Below are 16,893 nucleotides of genomic sequence, written 5' to 3' on the forward strand. Positions count from 1 at the left end.
TTCCCCACGGAAGGCGCCGCTCCCGCGGCCAGTTTGGCGATTGATGCTGTACGCCGTCTCAGTCTGCACAAAGACATTACGCTGACCCATAAAAACCACACGGCAGCACCTGACACGCTCATGCGGGAGCGTCACGGGGTGCTGTTGCGTGGGCTATTGGTCGGCTGGTGGGTGCACATCACTGGGGCCTGTTGCACCTCGTTCCCTGTCGGGCGCGAGGGCCTGTTCAACGACTAAGGCTGCAACATGAACCCGAAGCAGATAACTTCAATCCTGAAACGGCTCGCCTGGTTGCCGCTGCTGATGCTCGGCGGCTGCAAGATGGTGTTGCTGGACCCGAAAGGGCAGGTCGGCGTCGACGAAAAGTCGCTGATCATCACCGCCACGCTGCTGATGCTGATCGTGGTAATCCCGGTCATCGTGATGACCCTGGTGTTTGCCTGGAAGTACCGCGCAAGTAACACCAAGGCGACCTATCGACCCAACTGGTCTCACTCCACCGCGATTGAACTGGTGGTCTGGATCATTCCCTGTGTGATCGTCGCCATCCTCGGCACCATCACTTGGAAGACCACCCATGAGCTGGACCCGTACCGCCCGCTCGACTCGGACGTCAAGCCGATCGAAGTGCAAGTGGTATCGCTGGACTGGAAATGGCTGTTCATCTATCCGGAGCAGGGCATCGCCACCGTCAACGAACTGGCCTTCCCGGTCGACACCCCCGTCAACTTCAAGATCACCTCCCAATCGGCGATGAACTCTTTCTTCATCCCGGCGCTGGGCAGCCAGATCTACTCCATGGCCGGCATGCAGACCAAGCTGCACCTGATCGCCAATCATGAAGGCAGCTACGACGGATTCTCCGCCAACCTCAGCGGTGAAGGCTTCTCCGACATGAAGTTTCAGGCCATCGCCACCGATGAGCAGGGCTTCAACGACTGGGTCAGCCAGGTCAAGGCCAACACCGAGACGCTGGATCTGAACAGTTACCCGACGCTGGCTGCGCCGAGCAAGGCCGACCCGGTCCGTTACTACGGCAGCGTCAGCCCGATCCTGTACGAGACCATCCTCATGCAATACCACAACGGCGGTAAGCACGCGGCCGGCCACGAAGACCACGCCGGTCACGCAGGCCATGAGGCTCATGCAGGCGCCGAAATGGCTGGCATGCCCATGAACGCTGCCGAGGAGACCCACTGATGTTTGGCAAGCTGACACTCGAGGCCGTGCCGTTCCACGAGCCGATTATCATGATCACCCTGGCGGTCGTTGCGATTGCCGGTCTGGGGATCTTTGGCGCCATCACCTACTACCGCAAGTGGGGCTACCTGTGGACCGAGTGGCTGACTTCGGTTGACCACAAGAAAATCGGTGTGATGTACATTCTGGTTGCCTTGATCATGCTGCTGCGCGGCTTTGCCGACGCCATCATGATGCGCGGCCAGCTGGCGATTGCCGAAGGCGCTTCGCAGGGCTACCTGCCGCCTGAGCACTACGACCAGATCTTCACCGCGCACGGCGTAATCATGATCATCTTCATGGCCATGCCGTTCATGGTTGGTCTGATGAACATTGCGGTGCCGCTGCAGATTGGCGCCCGTGACGTTGCCTTCCCGTTCCTCAACTCGTTGAGCTTCTGGCTGTTCGTGGCCGGTGCCATTCTGGTCAACGTGTCGCTGGGGGTAGGGGAGTTCGCCCGCACCGGTTGGGTGGCCTACCCGCCGCTGGCCGAGCTGGGCTACAGCCCGGGCGTGGGGGTCGACTATTACATCTGGGCGCTGCAGTTATCGGGGTTAGGGACGCTGCTTACCGGCGTCAACTTCCTGGTGACCGTGTTCAAGATGCGCGCACCCGGCATGACGCTGATGAAGATGCCGGTGTTCACCTGGACCTGCACCTTCACCAACATCCTGATCATTGCGTCCTTCCCGATTTTGACCGCCACCCTGGCGCTGCTGAGTCTGGACCGTTATCTGGACATGCACTTTTTCACCAACGAGCTTGGCGGCAACGCCATGATGTACATCAACCTGTTCTGGGCCTGGGGTCACCCCGAGGTGTACATCCTCATCCTGCCGGCGTTCGGTATCTTCTCTGAGGTGATTTCGACCTTCTCCGGCAAGAAACTGTTCGGCTACACCTCGATGATCTGGGCCAGCGGAGCGATCACCGTACTGGGCTTCGTGGTCTGGCTGCATCACTTCTTCACCATGGGCTCGGGTGCCAACGTCAACGCGTTCTTCGGCGTGGCCACCATGATCATTTCGGTGCCGACCGGGGTGAAGCTGTTCAACTGGCTGTTCACCATGTTTCGCGGCCGCGTGCAGTTCACCACGCCGGTGCTGTGGACCCTGGGCTTTATGGTGACCTTCACCGTGGGCGGCATGACCGGCGTTCTGCTGGCCGTACCGGGTGCGGACTACGTGCTGCACAACAGCCTGTTTTTGATCGCTCACTTCCACAACACCATCATCGGTGGTGCGGTATTCGGTTATTTGGCCGGTTTTACCTTCTGGTTCCCGAAGGCTTTCGGTTTCAAACTGGATGAGCGTCTGGGCAAGGGGGCCTTCTGGTGCTGGATCACCGGCTTCTTCGTCGCCTTTATGCCGCTCTATGTGTTGGGCTTCATGGGCATGACGCGCCGCCTGAACCACTACGACAACCCGATGTGGCAGCCGTACCTGATCGTTGCCTTCTTCGGTGCCGGCCTGATTCTGTGCGGCATTCTGTTCCAGCTGGCACAGCTGGTGGTCAGTCTGCGCAACCGTGAATCGCTGCGTGACGTGACCGGTGACCCGTGGGGCGGTCGTACCCTGGAATGGTCAACCAGTTCGCCGCCGCCGTTCTACAACTTCGCGGTTACGCCGACCGTGCGTGCACTGGATGCCTTCCAGGACATGAAAGAGCGTGGCGAAGCCTATCTGCGCCCTGATCATTACGCGCCGATCCACATGCCGAAGAACACCTCGGCCGGCCTGATCATCGGTCTGCTGGGTGCGGTATTCGGTTTTGCGCTGGTCTGGCACATCTGGTGGCTGGGCGCGGTCAGCTTCATCGGCATGATCGCTACCTTCATCGCGCGCAGCTACAACGAAGACGTCGACTACTACGTGCAGCCTGACGAAGTAGAGCGCATCGAGAACCTGCATCACGCCAACTTTGAAGCGCCGCGTCAGGCGCTGAACACTCAACCCGTTGCGGAGCAGATCTGACATGTCGAGCACTGTAATGCACTCCAACCACGCCGTGGCGCATGACGACCACGCGCACCACGACACTGGCGGCAACACCGTATTCGGCTTCTGGCTGTACCTGATGACCGACTGCATTCTGTTCGCTTGTGTGTTCGCCACCTACGCCGTGCTGGTCAACCACACGGCCGGTGGCCCCAGCGGCAAGGACATCTTCGAGCTGCCCTATGTGCTGGGTGAAACCGCGCTGCTGCTGGTCAGTAGCTGCACCTACGGCTTTGCCATGATCGCAGCGCACCGCGGCTTCAAGGGCCAGACGCTGGCGTGGCTGGCGGCGACCTTTGTGCTGGGCGCGGGGTTTATCGGGATGGAACTCAACGAATTCCACCACCTGATTGCCGAAGGCTTTGGCCCGGACAAAAGCGCGTTCCTGTCGTCCTTCTTCACCCTGGTCGGCATGCACGGTCTGCACGTGACCGCCGGTCTGGTGTGGATGATCGTCATGATGCTGCAGGTCAGCCGGCGCGGTCTGACCGACCGTAACAACACACGCCTGATGTGCCTGAGCCTGTTCTGGCACTTCCTGGACATCGTCTGGATCTGCGTGTTCACCATTGTCTATCTGATGGGGACTATCTGATGAGTCATGCGCATTCCGACGCCGGTGCCGGCCACGGCAGCTACGGCTCTTACGCTATCGGTTTCATCCTGTCGGTGATCCTCACTGCCATCCCGTTCGCGATGGTGATGAGTGGGCAGTTCAGCCAGAGCGTCAACCTGATCAGCATGCTGACCATGGGTGTGATTCAGGTCGTGGTGCATCTGGTGTGCTTCCTGCACATGAACACCTCGTCCGAGGGCCGCTGGAATCTGGTGGCCTTCCTGTTCACCGTGCTGATCATCGTCATGCTGGTAGGTCTGGCCATCTGGATCATGGTCAACGCCGACATGCTGATGATGCCCTGGATGTTCCAGTGAAACTCAAACGCTACCTGCTGGTCACCAAGCCGGGCATAATCTTTGGCAACCTGATTGCGGTGGCGGGGGGGTACTTCCTCGCCGCCCAGGGGCAGATCGATCTCGGTCTGCTGCTGGCTACCGTGATCGGGCTGTCGCTGGTGGTTGCCAGTGGCTGCGTGATGAACAACTGCATCGACCGCGACATTGATCGTCATATGGAGCGCACGCGGGGCAGGGTGCTGGTCACCGGTCAGATCTCGCTGCCGGCGGCGCTGGCGCACGGTGTGGTGCTGGGCCTGGCCGGTTTCGGTCTGCTGTGGTGGTACACCACACCGGTGGCCACGGCGCTGGCGGCCTTCGGCTTCTTTATCTATGTGGGCGTGTACAGCCTCTGGATGAAGCGTCGTTCGGTATACGGCACGCTGGTCGGCAGCCTGTCAGGCGCCATGCCGCCGGTGGTGGGCTACTGCGCCGTGACTGGTCAGTTCGATACCGGCGCCGCGCTGTTGCTGCTGATCTTCTGTCTGTGGCAGATGCCGCACTCGTACGCGATTGCGATCTTCCGCTTTGATGACTACAGCGCAGCCGGCATCCCGGTACTGCCGGTCAAAGAGGGTATTCGGGTCACCAAACAGCACATCGTCTGGTACATCCTCGCCTTTGCGGCGGCAGCACTGATGCTGACGCTGTCCGGGTTTGCCGGCTACGGTTATCTAGTCATCGCGCTGCTGGTCAGCATCTGGTGGCTGGTGATTGCGCTGTCCGGTTACCGCGAAGAGGTGGATGATCGGTTGTGGGCACGCAAGCTGTTCGGCTTCTCGATCATCGCCATCACCGCGCTGAGTCTGATGATGTCGATCGACTTTCGGGTCATGCCATCGCCAACGCTGTTTGCCGGTCTTTGATTGAATGCGCCTGAGCTTAATGCTCAGGCGCATTTCCCCGCCTTAAGGCTGCTGGAGAAAGCGCAGCATCGCCTCATTCACAGCCTCGGGCGCCTCATTCTGAAGCCAGTGGCCAATCTTCGGCAGCAACTCAATCTGCAGGCTGGGTATACGTTTTCCCATCATCGCACGCAACGCGGGCTCATCGGCGCCCTGAATAACGCTGTCGGCCTCTCCGGCAATAAATAGCACCGGGCAGGTTATCTTGCTCTCACGCAATGGCAGCAAGCGGCGCCAGTTCTCATCCAGATTGCGGTAGTAGTTGATACCGCCGGCAAACCCACTATGCCGATAGGCATTCAGACAGTAAGCGAGCATCTCGTCGGTGAGCCAGGCAGGTTGCTCCTTCGGTACACCCAGGCGGCCAATCCAGCCACCGCCTTCGGAAAGCGACTTGCCCAGCAGAGGAGGGTGGCGCGGGGTCTCCGGTGAGCAGTAGAGTGCGCGCAAAATGCCTTCCGGGTCAGCGTCAAACTCGGCTTCGGCAACACCCGGGTCCTGAAAGTAGATCTGATAGAAGAACTGATCTTTGAAATAGCCGCGCAAAAACTCGATTGGCGGGACGTCAGCAACCGGGCGCAGTGGTACGCTCATAATGATCAGCCGCGCAACGCATTCGGGGTGCAACTGCACAAACTGCCAGCTGTTGATCGCACCCCAGTCGTGGCCGATCAACAATACCGGCGCGTCCGGGCTGTAGTGCGCGACCAGTGCTTGCATAAAGCCGGCAATGCGGGTGACGTTGTAATCATCAATTTGCGCTAGCGCCTCGGTTTCGCCGAAGCCGGGCATGTCAGGGGCGACCGCGGTGTAGCCCGCATTGGCCAGCGCTACCATCTGCTGTCGCCAGGAGTACCAGCACTCAGGCCAGCCGTGAATAAACAGTGCAACTGGGCCGGTTCCCACCCGTGCCATGCGGGTGCTCAGTCCGCTGATCTGTTGTTGTTCGAAGCGGATATCGTCCAGGCAGTACATTGTTCTTCCTTATATAGAGTAGGGCATGCGGCTTGAATACCGCCTAATCGGCTAGACAATCAAGCACGACCGTCATAGTACATGCTGACGTATTCAACGCCTTGATGCCCAGGCTGACTGGTGCGTGACTTTTTTGAATTAAATGTTATGTTATAACCAGTGTTAAAATCCGAGATTAACGTCATGCCTGAAAACCTACCTGTCACTGTCCTGTCCGGCTTCCTGGGTGCTGGAAAAAGTACCTTGCTTAACGCCATTCTAAAAAACCGTGACGGCCTGCGCGTTGCGGTGATCGTCAACGACATGAGTGAAATCAATATCGATGCCAGCGAGGTCCAGCGGGATGTCACCCTGAATCGGGCGGAGGAACGGCTGGTTGAGATGAGCAACGGCTGTATCTGCTGCACCCTGCGTGAGGACCTGCTGGAGGAAGTCGGCCGGCTGGCGAAAGAGGGGCGATATGACTACCTGCTGATCGAGTCCACCGGCATATCCGAGCCGCTGCCGGTCGCAGAGACCTTTACCTTCAGGGATGGGGAGGGCACCGCTCTGGCTGATATGGCCCGACTCGATACGATGGTTACGGTCGTCGACGGGGTCAACTTCCTGAACGACTATGAACAGTCCGCCAGTCTCGCCAGCCGCGGCGAAACCCTGGGTGAGGACGACGAGCGTTCGATTACCGACCTGCTGGTCGAGCAGGTCGAGTTCGCTGATGTCATCCTGATCAGCAAGAGTGATCTGATCAGCCGAGACGCGCTCGCGGAGCTGACGTCTATCCTGCGTAACCTCAACCGACACGCGAACATCCTGCCAATGGTGATGGGTAACGTCCCGTTGCGCGAGGTACTCAATACCGGCCTGTTCAATTTCTAGCGGGCTGCCGAAGCGCCGGGTTGGCTGCAGGAACTGCGCGGCGAGCACATTCCGGAAACGGAGGAATACGGTATTGGCTCTACCGTGTACCGAGCGAACCGCCCGTTTCATCCGCAACGTTTTTACAGCTTCATAAGCAGTCCGTGGCGCAACGGCAGGCTGCTGCGCTCCAAGGGGCTGTTCTGGCTGGCCAGCAAGTGGACTCTGGCGGGCAGCTGGTCCCAGGCGGGCAGCTTGATGCGGCATGGGCTGGCGGGACGCTGGTGGCGGTTTGTTGATCGCGAGCATTGGCCGACCGATCCAGACTTGCTCAAGGAGATCATGCAGCAATGGCGGCCAGAAAGCGGCGACTGCCGACAGGAGTTGGTGTTCATTGGTCAAGGCCTGGACGCCGACCAGTTGCGGCAGGATCTGGACAGTTGCCTGTTGTCCGATGCTGAAATGCAGCTAGAGCCGGCATATTGGGCGGCCCTTGGCGACCCATTTGGTTCATGGGTTGTTGAGGCGCCCGAGCCGGCCTGACAAAACCCGCGCTCTGGCCCGGTCGTACAGCCAGTTGAACACCAGGGTGTATGGCAGAAATAGTAGAATGAGGCCAATATCCAGCAGCAACGCCTCCATCAGCCTGACCTGCAGCCAAAGTGCGATGACCGGGACCATCACCACTACCAGGCCGCATTCAAACAGGCTGGCATGAAGGAGCCGAACCCTCAGGGTTCGGCGCCAGCCGCGCTGGCGCTCGATGTGTTGAAACGCGGCGGTAAATACCATATTCCACAACATCGCGATGCATGAAAGCGTCAGCGTCAACGCGCCGGCCTGGTGCAGCGGCTTGCCCGTTACCCAGGTTATCAGCGGTGCAAACACCATGACTGCAATCAGCTCAAAGAGTCCTGCGTGGAGCATGCGCTCGCGCAGAGACATTCCACCATTGGCAACATTCGCGGTCATGAAAACTCTCCGGTTATTCGACAGATGCATTCTCATAGGTTTAACCTGATGGACGAAGTTAGAATCCATCGGTGAATCCGATATGAAGTTGTCTCCTGAATCACTCGAAGCCTTCGCCCACGCTGCCAGCCTTGGCAGTTTCAGTGCCGCCGCGCGCCAATTGGGCAAAAGCCAGTCAACTGTCAGCGAAGCGATTTCACGGCTGGAGATTGATCTGGGGCTGACCCTGTTTGACAGAACCGGAAAGTCGCCCGTCCTGTCCGCTGCAGGGCAGGCTTTACTGGGCAGGGTAGAGGAGGTGCTGTCGGCGTCTGACCGACTGCAGCGTACTGCCAGTGCGCTGGCCGGCGGGCTGGAGTCACGGCTGACGCTGGTACTGTCCGATGCCTATCAGTCGGAGCATTTCAAGAGTCGGATCATGCAACTGGCCGAACGCTTTCCAAAGCTGGAGTTTGAATGCATATTTGCCGAAAATGCCGACATTATCAGCCTCATAAGCAGTGGCCGTGCCACGTTGGGACTGTTGCCGGTTGAGGGTCAGCTCCTGCCGGAAATAGGCCGCGCGCCGGTCGCCGAACGGGCCGAGTTCGCCGTTTATGCAAGCCCCGGGCACCCGCTGGTGCAGCAGGGGGACATTGAATCGAGCCAGCTCGCGCAGTGGCGACACCTTGGATTGAATACCTTGAGCGGATCTGCCCAGGGGCCGGAGTGGAAGCCAGTCAGCCAGATTCGCAGCTGGTCTGCCCCCAACTATCTTATTTTGCTGGATCTTGCGGTTATGGGTTTTGGCTGGGCGGTACTGCCACGGTGGCTCGTTGATGCCTATGCCGCCGACAAGCTGGTCGAGTTGACGCTGCCAGACTGGCCAAGATTCCAGGCGCTGGAGGTTGTCTGGTCTCGCAAGCGACCCTTGGGGCCAGCCGGGAACTGGTTGCGAGACGCGTTGGCCAGCCATCCTTGATATCGCATCTGCTGCTATGCTGCAGATATTGGTAAGCGGCTGATGTTGGAGCTATCGCTTGAACCTGCGCACCTGGCTTTATATTCCGCTGATTCTGGCAGTCACGGCCCTATCACCGGCGCTCGCCGCAGGTGAGCAGGCGTCGGCGCAACGCACGCTTAAAATCACCGCACTTGATTGGGAGCCTTATACCGGGTCCTCTATGGTCCATGGCGGTAATGCCATCCAGCATCTGCGAACCATTCTCGGCCAGTGCAACATTGACCTGCAGGTCGAGTTTTATCCCTGGCGGCGCGCCCAGCAGATCGCGCATCAGCCAGGCTATCTCGGTTTTTTCCCTGCCTGGCCGATAGAGGTGGGAGATGGCTTTGTTTCCTCAGGCGAGGTGACGCCATCACATCTGGCGCTGATGGCAATGGCCGATAGCGATGTCCAGGTTGACGAGATTGACGAGGCTTTTGCCAGTCACCGCATCGGTATTGTTAAAAGCTACATCTACCCGGAGCGATTTCAATCATTGCTGCAGCGTTTTCCTGACAGCATTGACCGTGGAGCCAGCAGTGAACTGTCATTGCTGAAGATGTTGAGCATGGGGCGATTTCATCTGGCTGTGTCGGACCCGACAGTGATGGAGTATCTGGCTATCAGACATGGAATAGACGATGTGCGGGTTGCCAGGATGCTATTCGAAGAGCCGCTGGTCATTGCGATGCGCGATGAGCCCGACAATCAGGAGAATATCGTCCTAGTCAGGAGGCTGCTGCAAGCACAAACTGCAACGCCGCCAGAGGGCGATCTGTGTTTGGTTGCTCGGTAAGTCGGTCGCGGAACAAGTCGAGCACAGTGGTGCGGGTGGCGGGCATTCTGACCAGCGCGTTCATTACGCGTTAATCGTAATACGCTATTTAACATAATATATATTATGCGAAGTGATGATTGCGAGCGCTACCAGTACTGCCAGCATCGAATCCTCCAGGCGTCCAACCTAGGCAATGCTGCTGTGAGCCTTGGCAAATTCGAGAAACCGGTCCGCTTCCACTGGTCTTGAAAACAGATAGCCCTGCGCATGATCACAACCCAGCGACGTGAGGATGCGTTGCACCAGTTGATGCTCAATCCCCTCGGCAGTCACTTCCAGCTTGAGGCTGTGCGCCATCTGGATCACTGCTGTAACGATGGCGCGGTTTTGTTCGTTGCTACCAATATGACTGACAAAGGATTTGTCGATCTTGAGCCGGTCGACCTGAAAGCGCTGCAGATACGACAGATTCGAATATCCGGTGCCAAAGTCGTCAATGGCGAGCTTTACACCCATCTGCTTGAGGCTGCGCAGCAGCTGCAGGAATTGATCCGACTTCTCCAGCAGCATGGATTCAGTCAGCTCCAGTTCCAGCATTGCTGCGCCCAGACCGGTGCTGGCCAGCGCGTCGGCCACAACCGACTCAAGGTTGTTCCGCCGCAGCTGTACCGCCGACAGATTGACTGATACGCCCAGACCTTTAAGCCCCTCGGTCTGCCAGCGTACCGCTTCTTGACAGGCTTGGCCGAGTACCCACTCGCCGATCTCGACAATCAGCCCTGACTGTTCCGCAACGTCCATAAAACGGTCTGGCCCAAGCAGTCCATATTCAGGGTGGCGCCAGCGCAATAATGCCTCTGCACCAATCAGCCGGTCTCCGCGCAAGGCAATGATCGGCTGATAGAAAAGTTCGAGCTCATCCCGAGCGATGGCATGCCGCAGTGCTTGCTCGATATCCAGTCGGTCGTGATTGTCCGACGCCATATCTGCCTGATGCACGATGTGGGTGTTGCGCCCTGCTTTCTTGGCCTGAAACATTGCAACCTCGGACTTCCGTACCAGAGTGTCGACGTCCGTGCCGTCATCAGGAAATACCGCAATACCGACCGACAGCGAGGTAAACAGTTGCTTGGCGTTGACCTCGAAAGGCTGCGATATGACCGACTGCATGCGCTGAGCTACACGGATTGCCGTTTGCAGGTCTTCGACATCTGCCAGGGCCATGACAAACTCGTCTGCGCCGTGCCGGCTGAGGGCATCGGCATCCCGCACTACCTGCCTGAGGCGCGAGGCTATTGCCTGTATCAGCTCGTCCCCCGCTGAGTGGCCAAGTGAGTCGTTGATGGTCTTGAAGTTGTCGATGTCCAGATAAAGCACCGCAATGCAGCCTTTACGCTGGCCGGCCATTTCGATCATCCGTGCAACGTGACTGTTGAACGATGCCCGGTTGCTCAGTCCGGTCAGGGCGTCGTGGCCTGCCAGATGGGTAAGCTTGGCCTGGGAGCAGCGCAGCCGCTTTACCTCCGATTCCAGCGAGCGCCGCATACAGCGCATCTCTCTCATCAGCCAGACTATGGTGCCGGCTGACAGCAGCAGAATGCTGCTCACCACCATCCAGCGCTGGAGCCCCATCGGCAAGGGGTGAAAAGAGTGATAACCGAGGGCTGCAGCTATGCTGATCACCGCCACGGTGATCAGCATTAGCGTCAGCAGGCCCCAGAACAGACGTTCTGATGTAATCAGGCCGGCAATGACAAGGATGGTCGGAAAGGCGATGAGCGCGCCGCTGTAGAGGCCCTGGTTGGACCACATCGAGTATCCCAGCAGCGCGGTAAGCGATACCAGTGCGAAGGCTGCAGCGTAATCCGGGCCGGGTTTTGCGTTGAGTCTGAGAGTCAGCAGGATACTGCTCAAGATGATCGCTACCAGGGCTGCTGCGACGTATTCGCCAGTCACCAGCGCGCGAGTTTCGACTGCAAGCAAGATCAGGATGACCAGATGTGATACCAGACGCAGTCGCCGGTGTTGGCGTTCACGCATGCGCAGAGAGAATGCCTCCCCTTCACCTTTTTCTATAGCTGCCGTTTCCATGGTCAATGTTTCCCGATCTGCAGCTCCAGGCTGCTGGTTAGCGGGGGCGCGTGAATGCACCCGCGAGCTGATTTTGCGCACATGCCGTCACGCTGAACGCTCTGATGAGGTTCAGGTGATAACCTACTCTTGGAAGTTGTGTGGCGCCAATAAAAAGGCGCCAATTTATCACGCTTTGTGGCGACTATGTTGCCGAAAGGTTTGTCTCAGGCGGTTTGGCTGACCTGACGCTATGCAGGCAGGAATCTAACCCATTATGCTTTGCACAGCCAAATTGGGCGAGTCCCACTCTTCACCGGATACATGGATGACTGAACTCAAGCAACAACAAGCCCGTGTTGGCGTCTCAAATGCTGCTTTCAGCCGTCAAAATGCGCTGTCGTGGCTAGTTCTCGGGATTGGTGTACTTGCGACCCTGTTTATCTGGTCCTATCTGGTCGACCGTGAGGAGCGTGCGGCGCATCGTGAGTTTGTCCTGATTACCGACGACATCACCTCGGCGATACACAAACGCATGATTGACCACGAGCAGATTCTGCTCGGCGGTGCAGGTTTGTTTGATGCTGCCATTGAGGTTGATCGATACAAGTGGCGCATACTGGTCGAGCGCCTCCAGTTGGCGGACAACTATCCCGGCATTCTTGGGGTCGGCTTTGCTCAGGTCATACGTCCCGGCTTTCTTGAGTCATTTGAACAGCAAGTTCGTGCCGAAGGCTTTCCCGACTTCCGCGTTCACCCTCAGGGTGAGCGCTCTCTCTATACCTCTATCGTCTACCTCGAGCCATTTGAAGGCCGGAATCTCGCCGCGTTCGGTTTCGACATGTATTCCGAACCCACCCGCCAGGCTGCCATGCAGGCTGCGGCCGAATCGGGGAAGTCCTGGGTAACTGGGCCGGTCAAACTGTTGCAGGAGACCCACGGCGTTGTTCAGGCCGGGATTCTGATGTACGTGCCGGTCTATTATGGCGGTTTGCCGGTCTCGACTACCGAGGAGCGGCTTGCAGCATTGAGGGGCTTTGTTTATAGCCCCTATCGTATGGGGGACCTGCTTGCCGGTATTCTCGGGTCGTTGACCCCGGGTGTCGGCTACCGGCTGCTCGACACTGCCCCCGGGCTAGACAACCCGACCCTGTTTTCCGATATCGACGATACGACCACCTCTCCCGCTCTGACGCGTACCGTGCAGCTGAGCCTCTACGGGCGCGACTGGCAATTGGAGTTTGAGAGTACGCCCGAGTTTGATGATCGTTACAACAACAGTGGCTGGGTACCTTTTGCCGGGCTGGGTATCAGTCTGTTGCTGTTTCTGATGGCTACCCTCCTCGTCCTGCGCCGCGATCAGGCGGAGCTATTGGCTCACGCAATGACCCAGCAACTGCGCAGCAGTAATGCCGCGCTGCGTCAAAGCGAGGAGCGCCAGCGCCTTGTGCTCAAGGGCAGTAATGATGGCTGGTGGGATATCTATCTGAATGACATGCGCTTCATTGCCTCCCAGCGCGCCTGGGAAATGCTCGGCTACCCTCCTACCTCCGATTTTCAGTCGCTGCATCGCTGGCAGGCTCTGGTGGCGCCGGAAGAGAGGCACAAACTGATAAAGCTGTTGCGTGAGGCATTGCAGTCGGACCAATCGGCGTTCTCGATTGAAACTTCACTGAGTCATCAAGCTGGCCATCGAGTTCCGGTCCTGCTCCGTGGCGCGATCCAGAGAGATGAAAGCGGCTTGGCTGTACGCGCAAGTGGAACAATGCTGGACTTGACCGAGCAGAAGCGGGTTGAGCAGATGAAAAGCCAGTTCGTTTCCACCGTCAGTCACGAACTTCGTACCCCGCTTACCTCCATTTCTGGTGCGCTGGCGATCGTCAACAGCGGCTCGCTCGGTGAGGTGCCTGCGCCCATGCGTAAAATGCTGGAAATTGCAGAGACCAATAGCCAGCGCCTGAACCACCTGATCAACGACCTGCTGGATATGGAGAAGCTCGCTGCAGGCAAAATGAAGTTCGAGCTTCGCACTTGCAGTTTGAAAGAACTGATCGACGAGGCTCTTTCAGCCAATCAGGCCTATGCCCAAAGCCGTGGAGTAAATCTGGTATCCCATGGCTGCCATGACATTCTGGTTCGGGTCGACAGCATGAGATTGCACCAGGTGCTGAACAACTATCTGTCCAACGCCATCAAGTTCTCTCCGCAGGGTTCGCAGGTCGTGATCGATGTAGCAACCGATCAGGATACCGTGCGGGTAAGCGTTACCGATCAGGGTGAAGGCATTCCTGCCGAGTTCCGGGATCAGGTGTTTGCAAAGTTTGCCCAGGCTGATGGTTCAGACAAGCGCAAACAAGAAGGTACTGGCCTGGGGCTTGCCATCTCGCGAGAGTTGATGGCGCAAATGGATGGCTGCGTCGGTTTTGACTCTGAGCCACCGAACGGCGCCACGTTCTGGTTGAGCTTGCCGATTGAAGCGCAGGCTGAGGTGCAGGCCGAGGCGACTGCCCAGGTGCAGACACCCAGCGTTCTGGTGGTTGATGATGACCCGATGATCGCAGACTTCATTGCACTGGTACTGCGAAAGGCCGGCTATCTGCCAACAACCAGTGTTACGTTGAAAGGCGCTCAACAGCAATTGCAGGAAACACACTACGACGCAATGGTGACGGATTTACGCTTGCAGGACGGACACGGCCTCAACCTGATTCGTGAGGTTCGGGCGCAGGCAGCGCTGGCACACATGCCGATTCTGGTTGTTTCCGCCTACTGCGACGAGGGACAACGACTGACGCACGGTCAGGTTGACGAGTTCCTGGCCTGGCTCGACAAGCCGGTTGATGAAAAGAAACTGCTGAGCATGCTGGACGCCGTCATGAACCGCGCCCGGGCAAAGTGAGGGATACCGTTTGTGGCGATTTTCACATGAATGGTAATAGTTGGACGCTTTCGGCGGCTTGATTTGCTGTGATCAAGCCGTATGATCAGGGTCTACCAACGGATTTTCGATTTCCGATACAGGAGCTGTACATGAACATGCAGGAACACAATACGACCCTTCAACATGCTGGCGTCAGCGAAGCGGAAGTCAGCAAGCTGTTCCGCAACACCTATTCGCTGCTGGCCATGACGCTGGCGTTCAGCGCCGTGGTGGCCTTCGTGTCCATGAGCCTCAATTTGCCGTACCCCGGCATCATTGTGACTCTGGTCGGCTTCTACGGCCTGCTCTTTCTGACTACCAAACTGCGTAACTCCGGCTGGGGACTGGTCAGCACCTTTGCCTTTACCGGTTTTCTTGGCTACACGCTTGGTCCGATTCTGAACGCCTATCTGTCGTTGCCGAATGGCGGCCAGCTGGTATCCATGGCACTGGGCATGACTGCGGTGGTCTTCTTTGGCCTGTCCGCCTACGCGATCCTCAGCCGAAAGGACTTCAGTTTCCTGTCAGGCTTCATCATGGCGGGCTGTATCGTTCTGATGTGCGCAGTGGTTGCCAGTTTCTTTATCCAGATCAGCGGTCTGCAACTGGCGATTTCCGCCGGGTTCGTCCTGTTCTCTTCGGCGGTCATCCTGTATCAGACCAGCTCCATCATTCATGGTGGTGAAGATAATTACATCATGGCGACCATTACCCTGTTCGTCTCGATTTACAACCTGTTCCTCAGTCTGCTGCAGTTGCTGGGTATCTTCAGCGACGACTGAATAAACCCGCTGCGTTATACTCAATGGCCCGCCTTCAAGGCGGGCCATTTTGTTTATGAGCGTGAAACCATGAAGTTTGCGATTGCCTTGCTGGCTGGTCCGCAGGATCCTGCCGCACGCAGTGCTCTGATGTTTGCCGAGGCTGTGTTGGCCGGCGGCCACCAGATCAGTCGACTGTTTTTTTACCGTGACGCGGTACACCTTGCTTCCACGCTAGGCGTGCAGCCGCAGGACGAGTGCGATCTGGCGCGGCGCTGGAAGGCCTTTATCAACGAGAATGGCCTCGATGCAGTCGTCTGCATCGCCGCCGCCCTGCGTCGAGGGATACTGGATGCCGCCGAAGCAGATCGCTGGGAGCGGCCAACGGCGAATACCGGAGAACCCTGGGTTCTTTCCGGGCTCGGGCAATGGGTCGATGCGCTGCAGACGGCAGACCGGGCGGTGACCTTTGGAACCTGATCTGAAAAGCCTGCTGGTCATCAGTCGCCAGCCGCCGACATCGATCGCCGCCCGGGAAGCATTGGACCTGGCACTTGCTGCTGCGGCTTTCGGCGTGCCGGTGAGCATGTTGTTCATGGACGCCGGCGTTCTGCAGTTGCTGCCGGGGCAAGAGTCCACACTGATTGAGCAAAAGCCGGTTGCATCCAACCTTCAGGCCTTACCGATGTTTGGTGTGGAAGACCTGTTCGTGTGCCAGCATTCGCTTGCCGAGCGTGGCCTGCAGCCGGGGCGATTCATCATTAACTGCAAGGCCGTTGACAGTGCCGAGATCGCGACCTTGCTGGAGCATCACGACCAGGTGGTAGCCTTATGAGGTCAACACTTCTGCACCTGCTGCGCCATGCCCCCCAGGATGACACCCATTTTGCCACCAGCCTGCGGGTTATCGGGCCGGAGCAAGGGTTGCTGCTGATCGAGGATGCTGTCTATGCGCTGCTGCCTCGCACCAGCGCGGTTAACGCCATGCAATTGTTACCGGCCAGCATCAGGTTGTTTGCTCTGGAGTCCGACGTTCTGGCCCGCGGCCTGGCGATAGATGACCTGCCGCAGCGAGTTAGTCTGATCGACTATCCGGGTATGGTCGAGCTATGCACCCGGTATGACAAGGTACTGAGCTGGTGACACAGACTATCCATGCAGATGGCCGCGACATTGCGGTCGACAAGGAAGGCTTCCTGGTATCGCTTGGCGATTGGTCCGAAGCCGTCGCACATGAACTGGCCCTGCGCGAAGGTATTGAGCTGACCCCCGCGCATATGGAAGTCATCCTCCTGCTGCGCCGCTTTTACCAGACCTTTCAGCTCTCACCGGCAATGCGTCCGCTGGTCAAGTTTGTTGGCCAGGAACTGGGTAAGGACAAGGGCAACAGTATGTATTTGCTGACGCTGTTTCCAGGCAGCCCGGCAAAGTTGGGCAGCAAGATCGCCGGGCTGCCCAAACCGGAAAACTGCCTCTAGCCGTCTG

The 16,893-nt window shown here is 58.1% G+C and carries 16 protein-coding genes and 1 pseudogene; 14 read left to right on the plus strand and 3 right to left on the minus strand.

The window, feature by feature from the left end; all coding sequences use genetic code 11:
* Positions 1-246 precede the first annotated feature (246 nt).
* From cyoA to cyoE, 5 genes are read left to right on the plus strand one after another with little or no spacing between them, the layout of a single operon-like run.
* Entirely contained in the window at positions 247-1,200 is a 954-nt protein-coding gene (gene cyoA, locus O5O48_RS14035; RefSeq protein WP_269687336.1) for a ubiquinol oxidase subunit II, read from the plus strand.
* The gene (gene cyoB / locus O5O48_RS14040; RefSeq protein WP_269687337.1) at positions 1,200-3,212 is read left to right on the plus strand and encodes a cytochrome o ubiquinol oxidase subunit I; all 2,013 of its coding nucleotides are present in this window, start codon (positions 1,200-1,202) and stop codon (positions 3,210-3,212) included. Before cyoA ends, cyoB begins: the two co-directional genes overlap by 1 nt.
* 1 nt (position 3,213) lies before the next feature.
* A complete protein-coding gene (locus O5O48_RS14045) occupies positions 3,214-3,831 on the plus strand; it encodes a cytochrome o ubiquinol oxidase subunit III (RefSeq protein ID WP_228244886.1) in 618 nt (205 codons plus the stop codon).
* Complete coding sequence (cyoD, locus tag O5O48_RS14050; protein WP_349361843.1) at positions 3,828-4,169, plus strand: cytochrome o ubiquinol oxidase subunit IV; 342 nt, start codon at positions 3,828-3,830, stop codon at positions 4,167-4,169. The genes O5O48_RS14045 and cyoD overlap by 4 nt, the downstream gene beginning before the upstream one ends.
* Positions 4,166-5,056: a heme o synthase gene (gene cyoE, locus O5O48_RS14055; protein WP_269687339.1), complete on the plus strand. Its 891-nt coding sequence runs from the start codon at positions 4,166-4,168 to the stop codon at positions 5,054-5,056. Before cyoD ends, cyoE begins: the two co-directional genes overlap by 4 nt.
* 42 nt (positions 5,057-5,098) lie before the next feature.
* Here cyoE and O5O48_RS14060 read toward each other — a convergent pair whose 3' ends face one another.
* Positions 5,099-6,070, minus strand: coding sequence for an alpha/beta fold hydrolase (locus O5O48_RS14060; protein WP_269687340.1), 972 nt, complete (start codon positions 6,068-6,070; stop codon positions 5,099-5,101).
* Positions 6,071-6,253: 183 nt separating this feature from the next.
* Here O5O48_RS14060 and zigA point away from each other — a divergent pair.
* Positions 6,254-7,468, plus strand: a pseudogene (zigA, locus tag O5O48_RS14065) (zinc metallochaperone GTPase ZigA).
* Here the strand turns inward: zigA and O5O48_RS14070 are convergent.
* The gene (locus tag O5O48_RS14070; protein WP_269688708.1) at positions 7,436-7,897 is read right to left on the minus strand and encodes a multidrug/biocide efflux PACE transporter; all 462 of its coding nucleotides are present in this window, start codon (positions 7,895-7,897) and stop codon (positions 7,436-7,438) included. The pseudogene zigA and the gene O5O48_RS14070 overlap by 33 nt on opposite strands.
* An 82-nt stretch (positions 7,898-7,979) precedes the next feature.
* Here O5O48_RS14070 and O5O48_RS14075 point away from each other — a divergent pair, with 82 nt between their 5' ends.
* Both O5O48_RS14075 and O5O48_RS14080 read left to right on the plus strand, forming a co-directional pair.
* Positions 7,980-8,858, plus strand: a complete 879-nt coding sequence (locus tag O5O48_RS14075) for a LysR family transcriptional regulator (RefSeq protein WP_269687341.1) — start codon at positions 7,980-7,982, stop codon at positions 8,856-8,858.
* A gap of 58 nt (positions 8,859-8,916) precedes the next feature.
* Positions 8,917-9,675 carry a hypothetical protein gene (locus O5O48_RS14080; protein WP_269687342.1) on the plus strand — a complete coding sequence of 253 codons (759 nt, stop codon included), beginning with the start codon at positions 8,917-8,919 and terminating at the stop codon, positions 9,673-9,675.
* A 168-nt stretch (positions 9,676-9,843) separates the two neighbouring features.
* Here O5O48_RS14080 and O5O48_RS14085 read toward each other — a convergent pair whose 3' ends face one another.
* On the minus strand, positions 9,844-11,748 hold the full coding sequence (locus O5O48_RS14085; protein WP_269687343.1) for a putative bifunctional diguanylate cyclase/phosphodiesterase: 1,905 nt from the start codon (positions 11,746-11,748) through the stop codon (positions 9,844-9,846).
* A gap of 307 nt (positions 11,749-12,055) precedes the next feature.
* Here O5O48_RS14085 and O5O48_RS14090 point away from each other — a divergent pair, with 307 nt between their 5' ends.
* The 6 genes from O5O48_RS14090 (at position 12,056) to O5O48_RS14115 (ending at position 16,886) form a co-directional block, all read left to right on the plus strand.
* Positions 12,056-14,626, plus strand: coding sequence for a hybrid sensor histidine kinase/response regulator (locus O5O48_RS14090; protein ID WP_269687344.1), 2,571 nt, complete (start codon positions 12,056-12,058; stop codon positions 14,624-14,626).
* A gap of 137 nt (positions 14,627-14,763) precedes the next feature.
* Positions 14,764-15,429 carry a Bax inhibitor-1/YccA family protein gene (locus O5O48_RS14095; protein ID WP_228245055.1) on the plus strand — a complete coding sequence of 222 codons (666 nt, stop codon included), beginning with the start codon at positions 14,764-14,766 and terminating at the stop codon, positions 15,427-15,429.
* A gap of 69 nt (positions 15,430-15,498) precedes the next feature.
* The gene (gene tusD, locus O5O48_RS14100; protein WP_228244895.1) at positions 15,499-15,888 is read left to right on the plus strand and encodes a sulfurtransferase complex subunit TusD; all 390 of its coding nucleotides are present in this window, start codon (positions 15,499-15,501) and stop codon (positions 15,886-15,888) included.
* Positions 15,878-16,243, plus strand: a complete 366-nt coding sequence (gene tusC, locus O5O48_RS14105; RefSeq protein WP_228244896.1) for a sulfurtransferase complex subunit TusC — start codon at positions 15,878-15,880, stop codon at positions 16,241-16,243. The genes tusD and tusC overlap by 11 nt, the downstream gene beginning before the upstream one ends.
* On the plus strand, positions 16,240-16,551 hold the full coding sequence (tusB, locus tag O5O48_RS14110) for a sulfurtransferase complex subunit TusB (RefSeq protein ID WP_228244897.1): 312 nt from the start codon (positions 16,240-16,242) through the stop codon (positions 16,549-16,551). Before tusC ends, tusB begins: the two co-directional genes overlap by 4 nt.
* Positions 16,548-16,886 carry a TusE/DsrC/DsvC family sulfur relay protein gene (locus O5O48_RS14115; RefSeq protein ID WP_269687345.1) on the plus strand — a complete coding sequence of 113 codons (339 nt, stop codon included), beginning with the start codon at positions 16,548-16,550 and terminating at the stop codon, positions 16,884-16,886. The genes tusB and O5O48_RS14115 overlap by 4 nt, the downstream gene beginning before the upstream one ends.
* Positions 16,887-16,893 lie beyond the last annotated feature (7 nt).

Source organism: Halopseudomonas sp. MFKK-1 (genome assembly GCF_027474385.1).
Classification (GTDB): Bacteria; Pseudomonadota; Gammaproteobacteria; order Pseudomonadales; family Pseudomonadaceae; genus Halopseudomonas; species Halopseudomonas aestusnigri.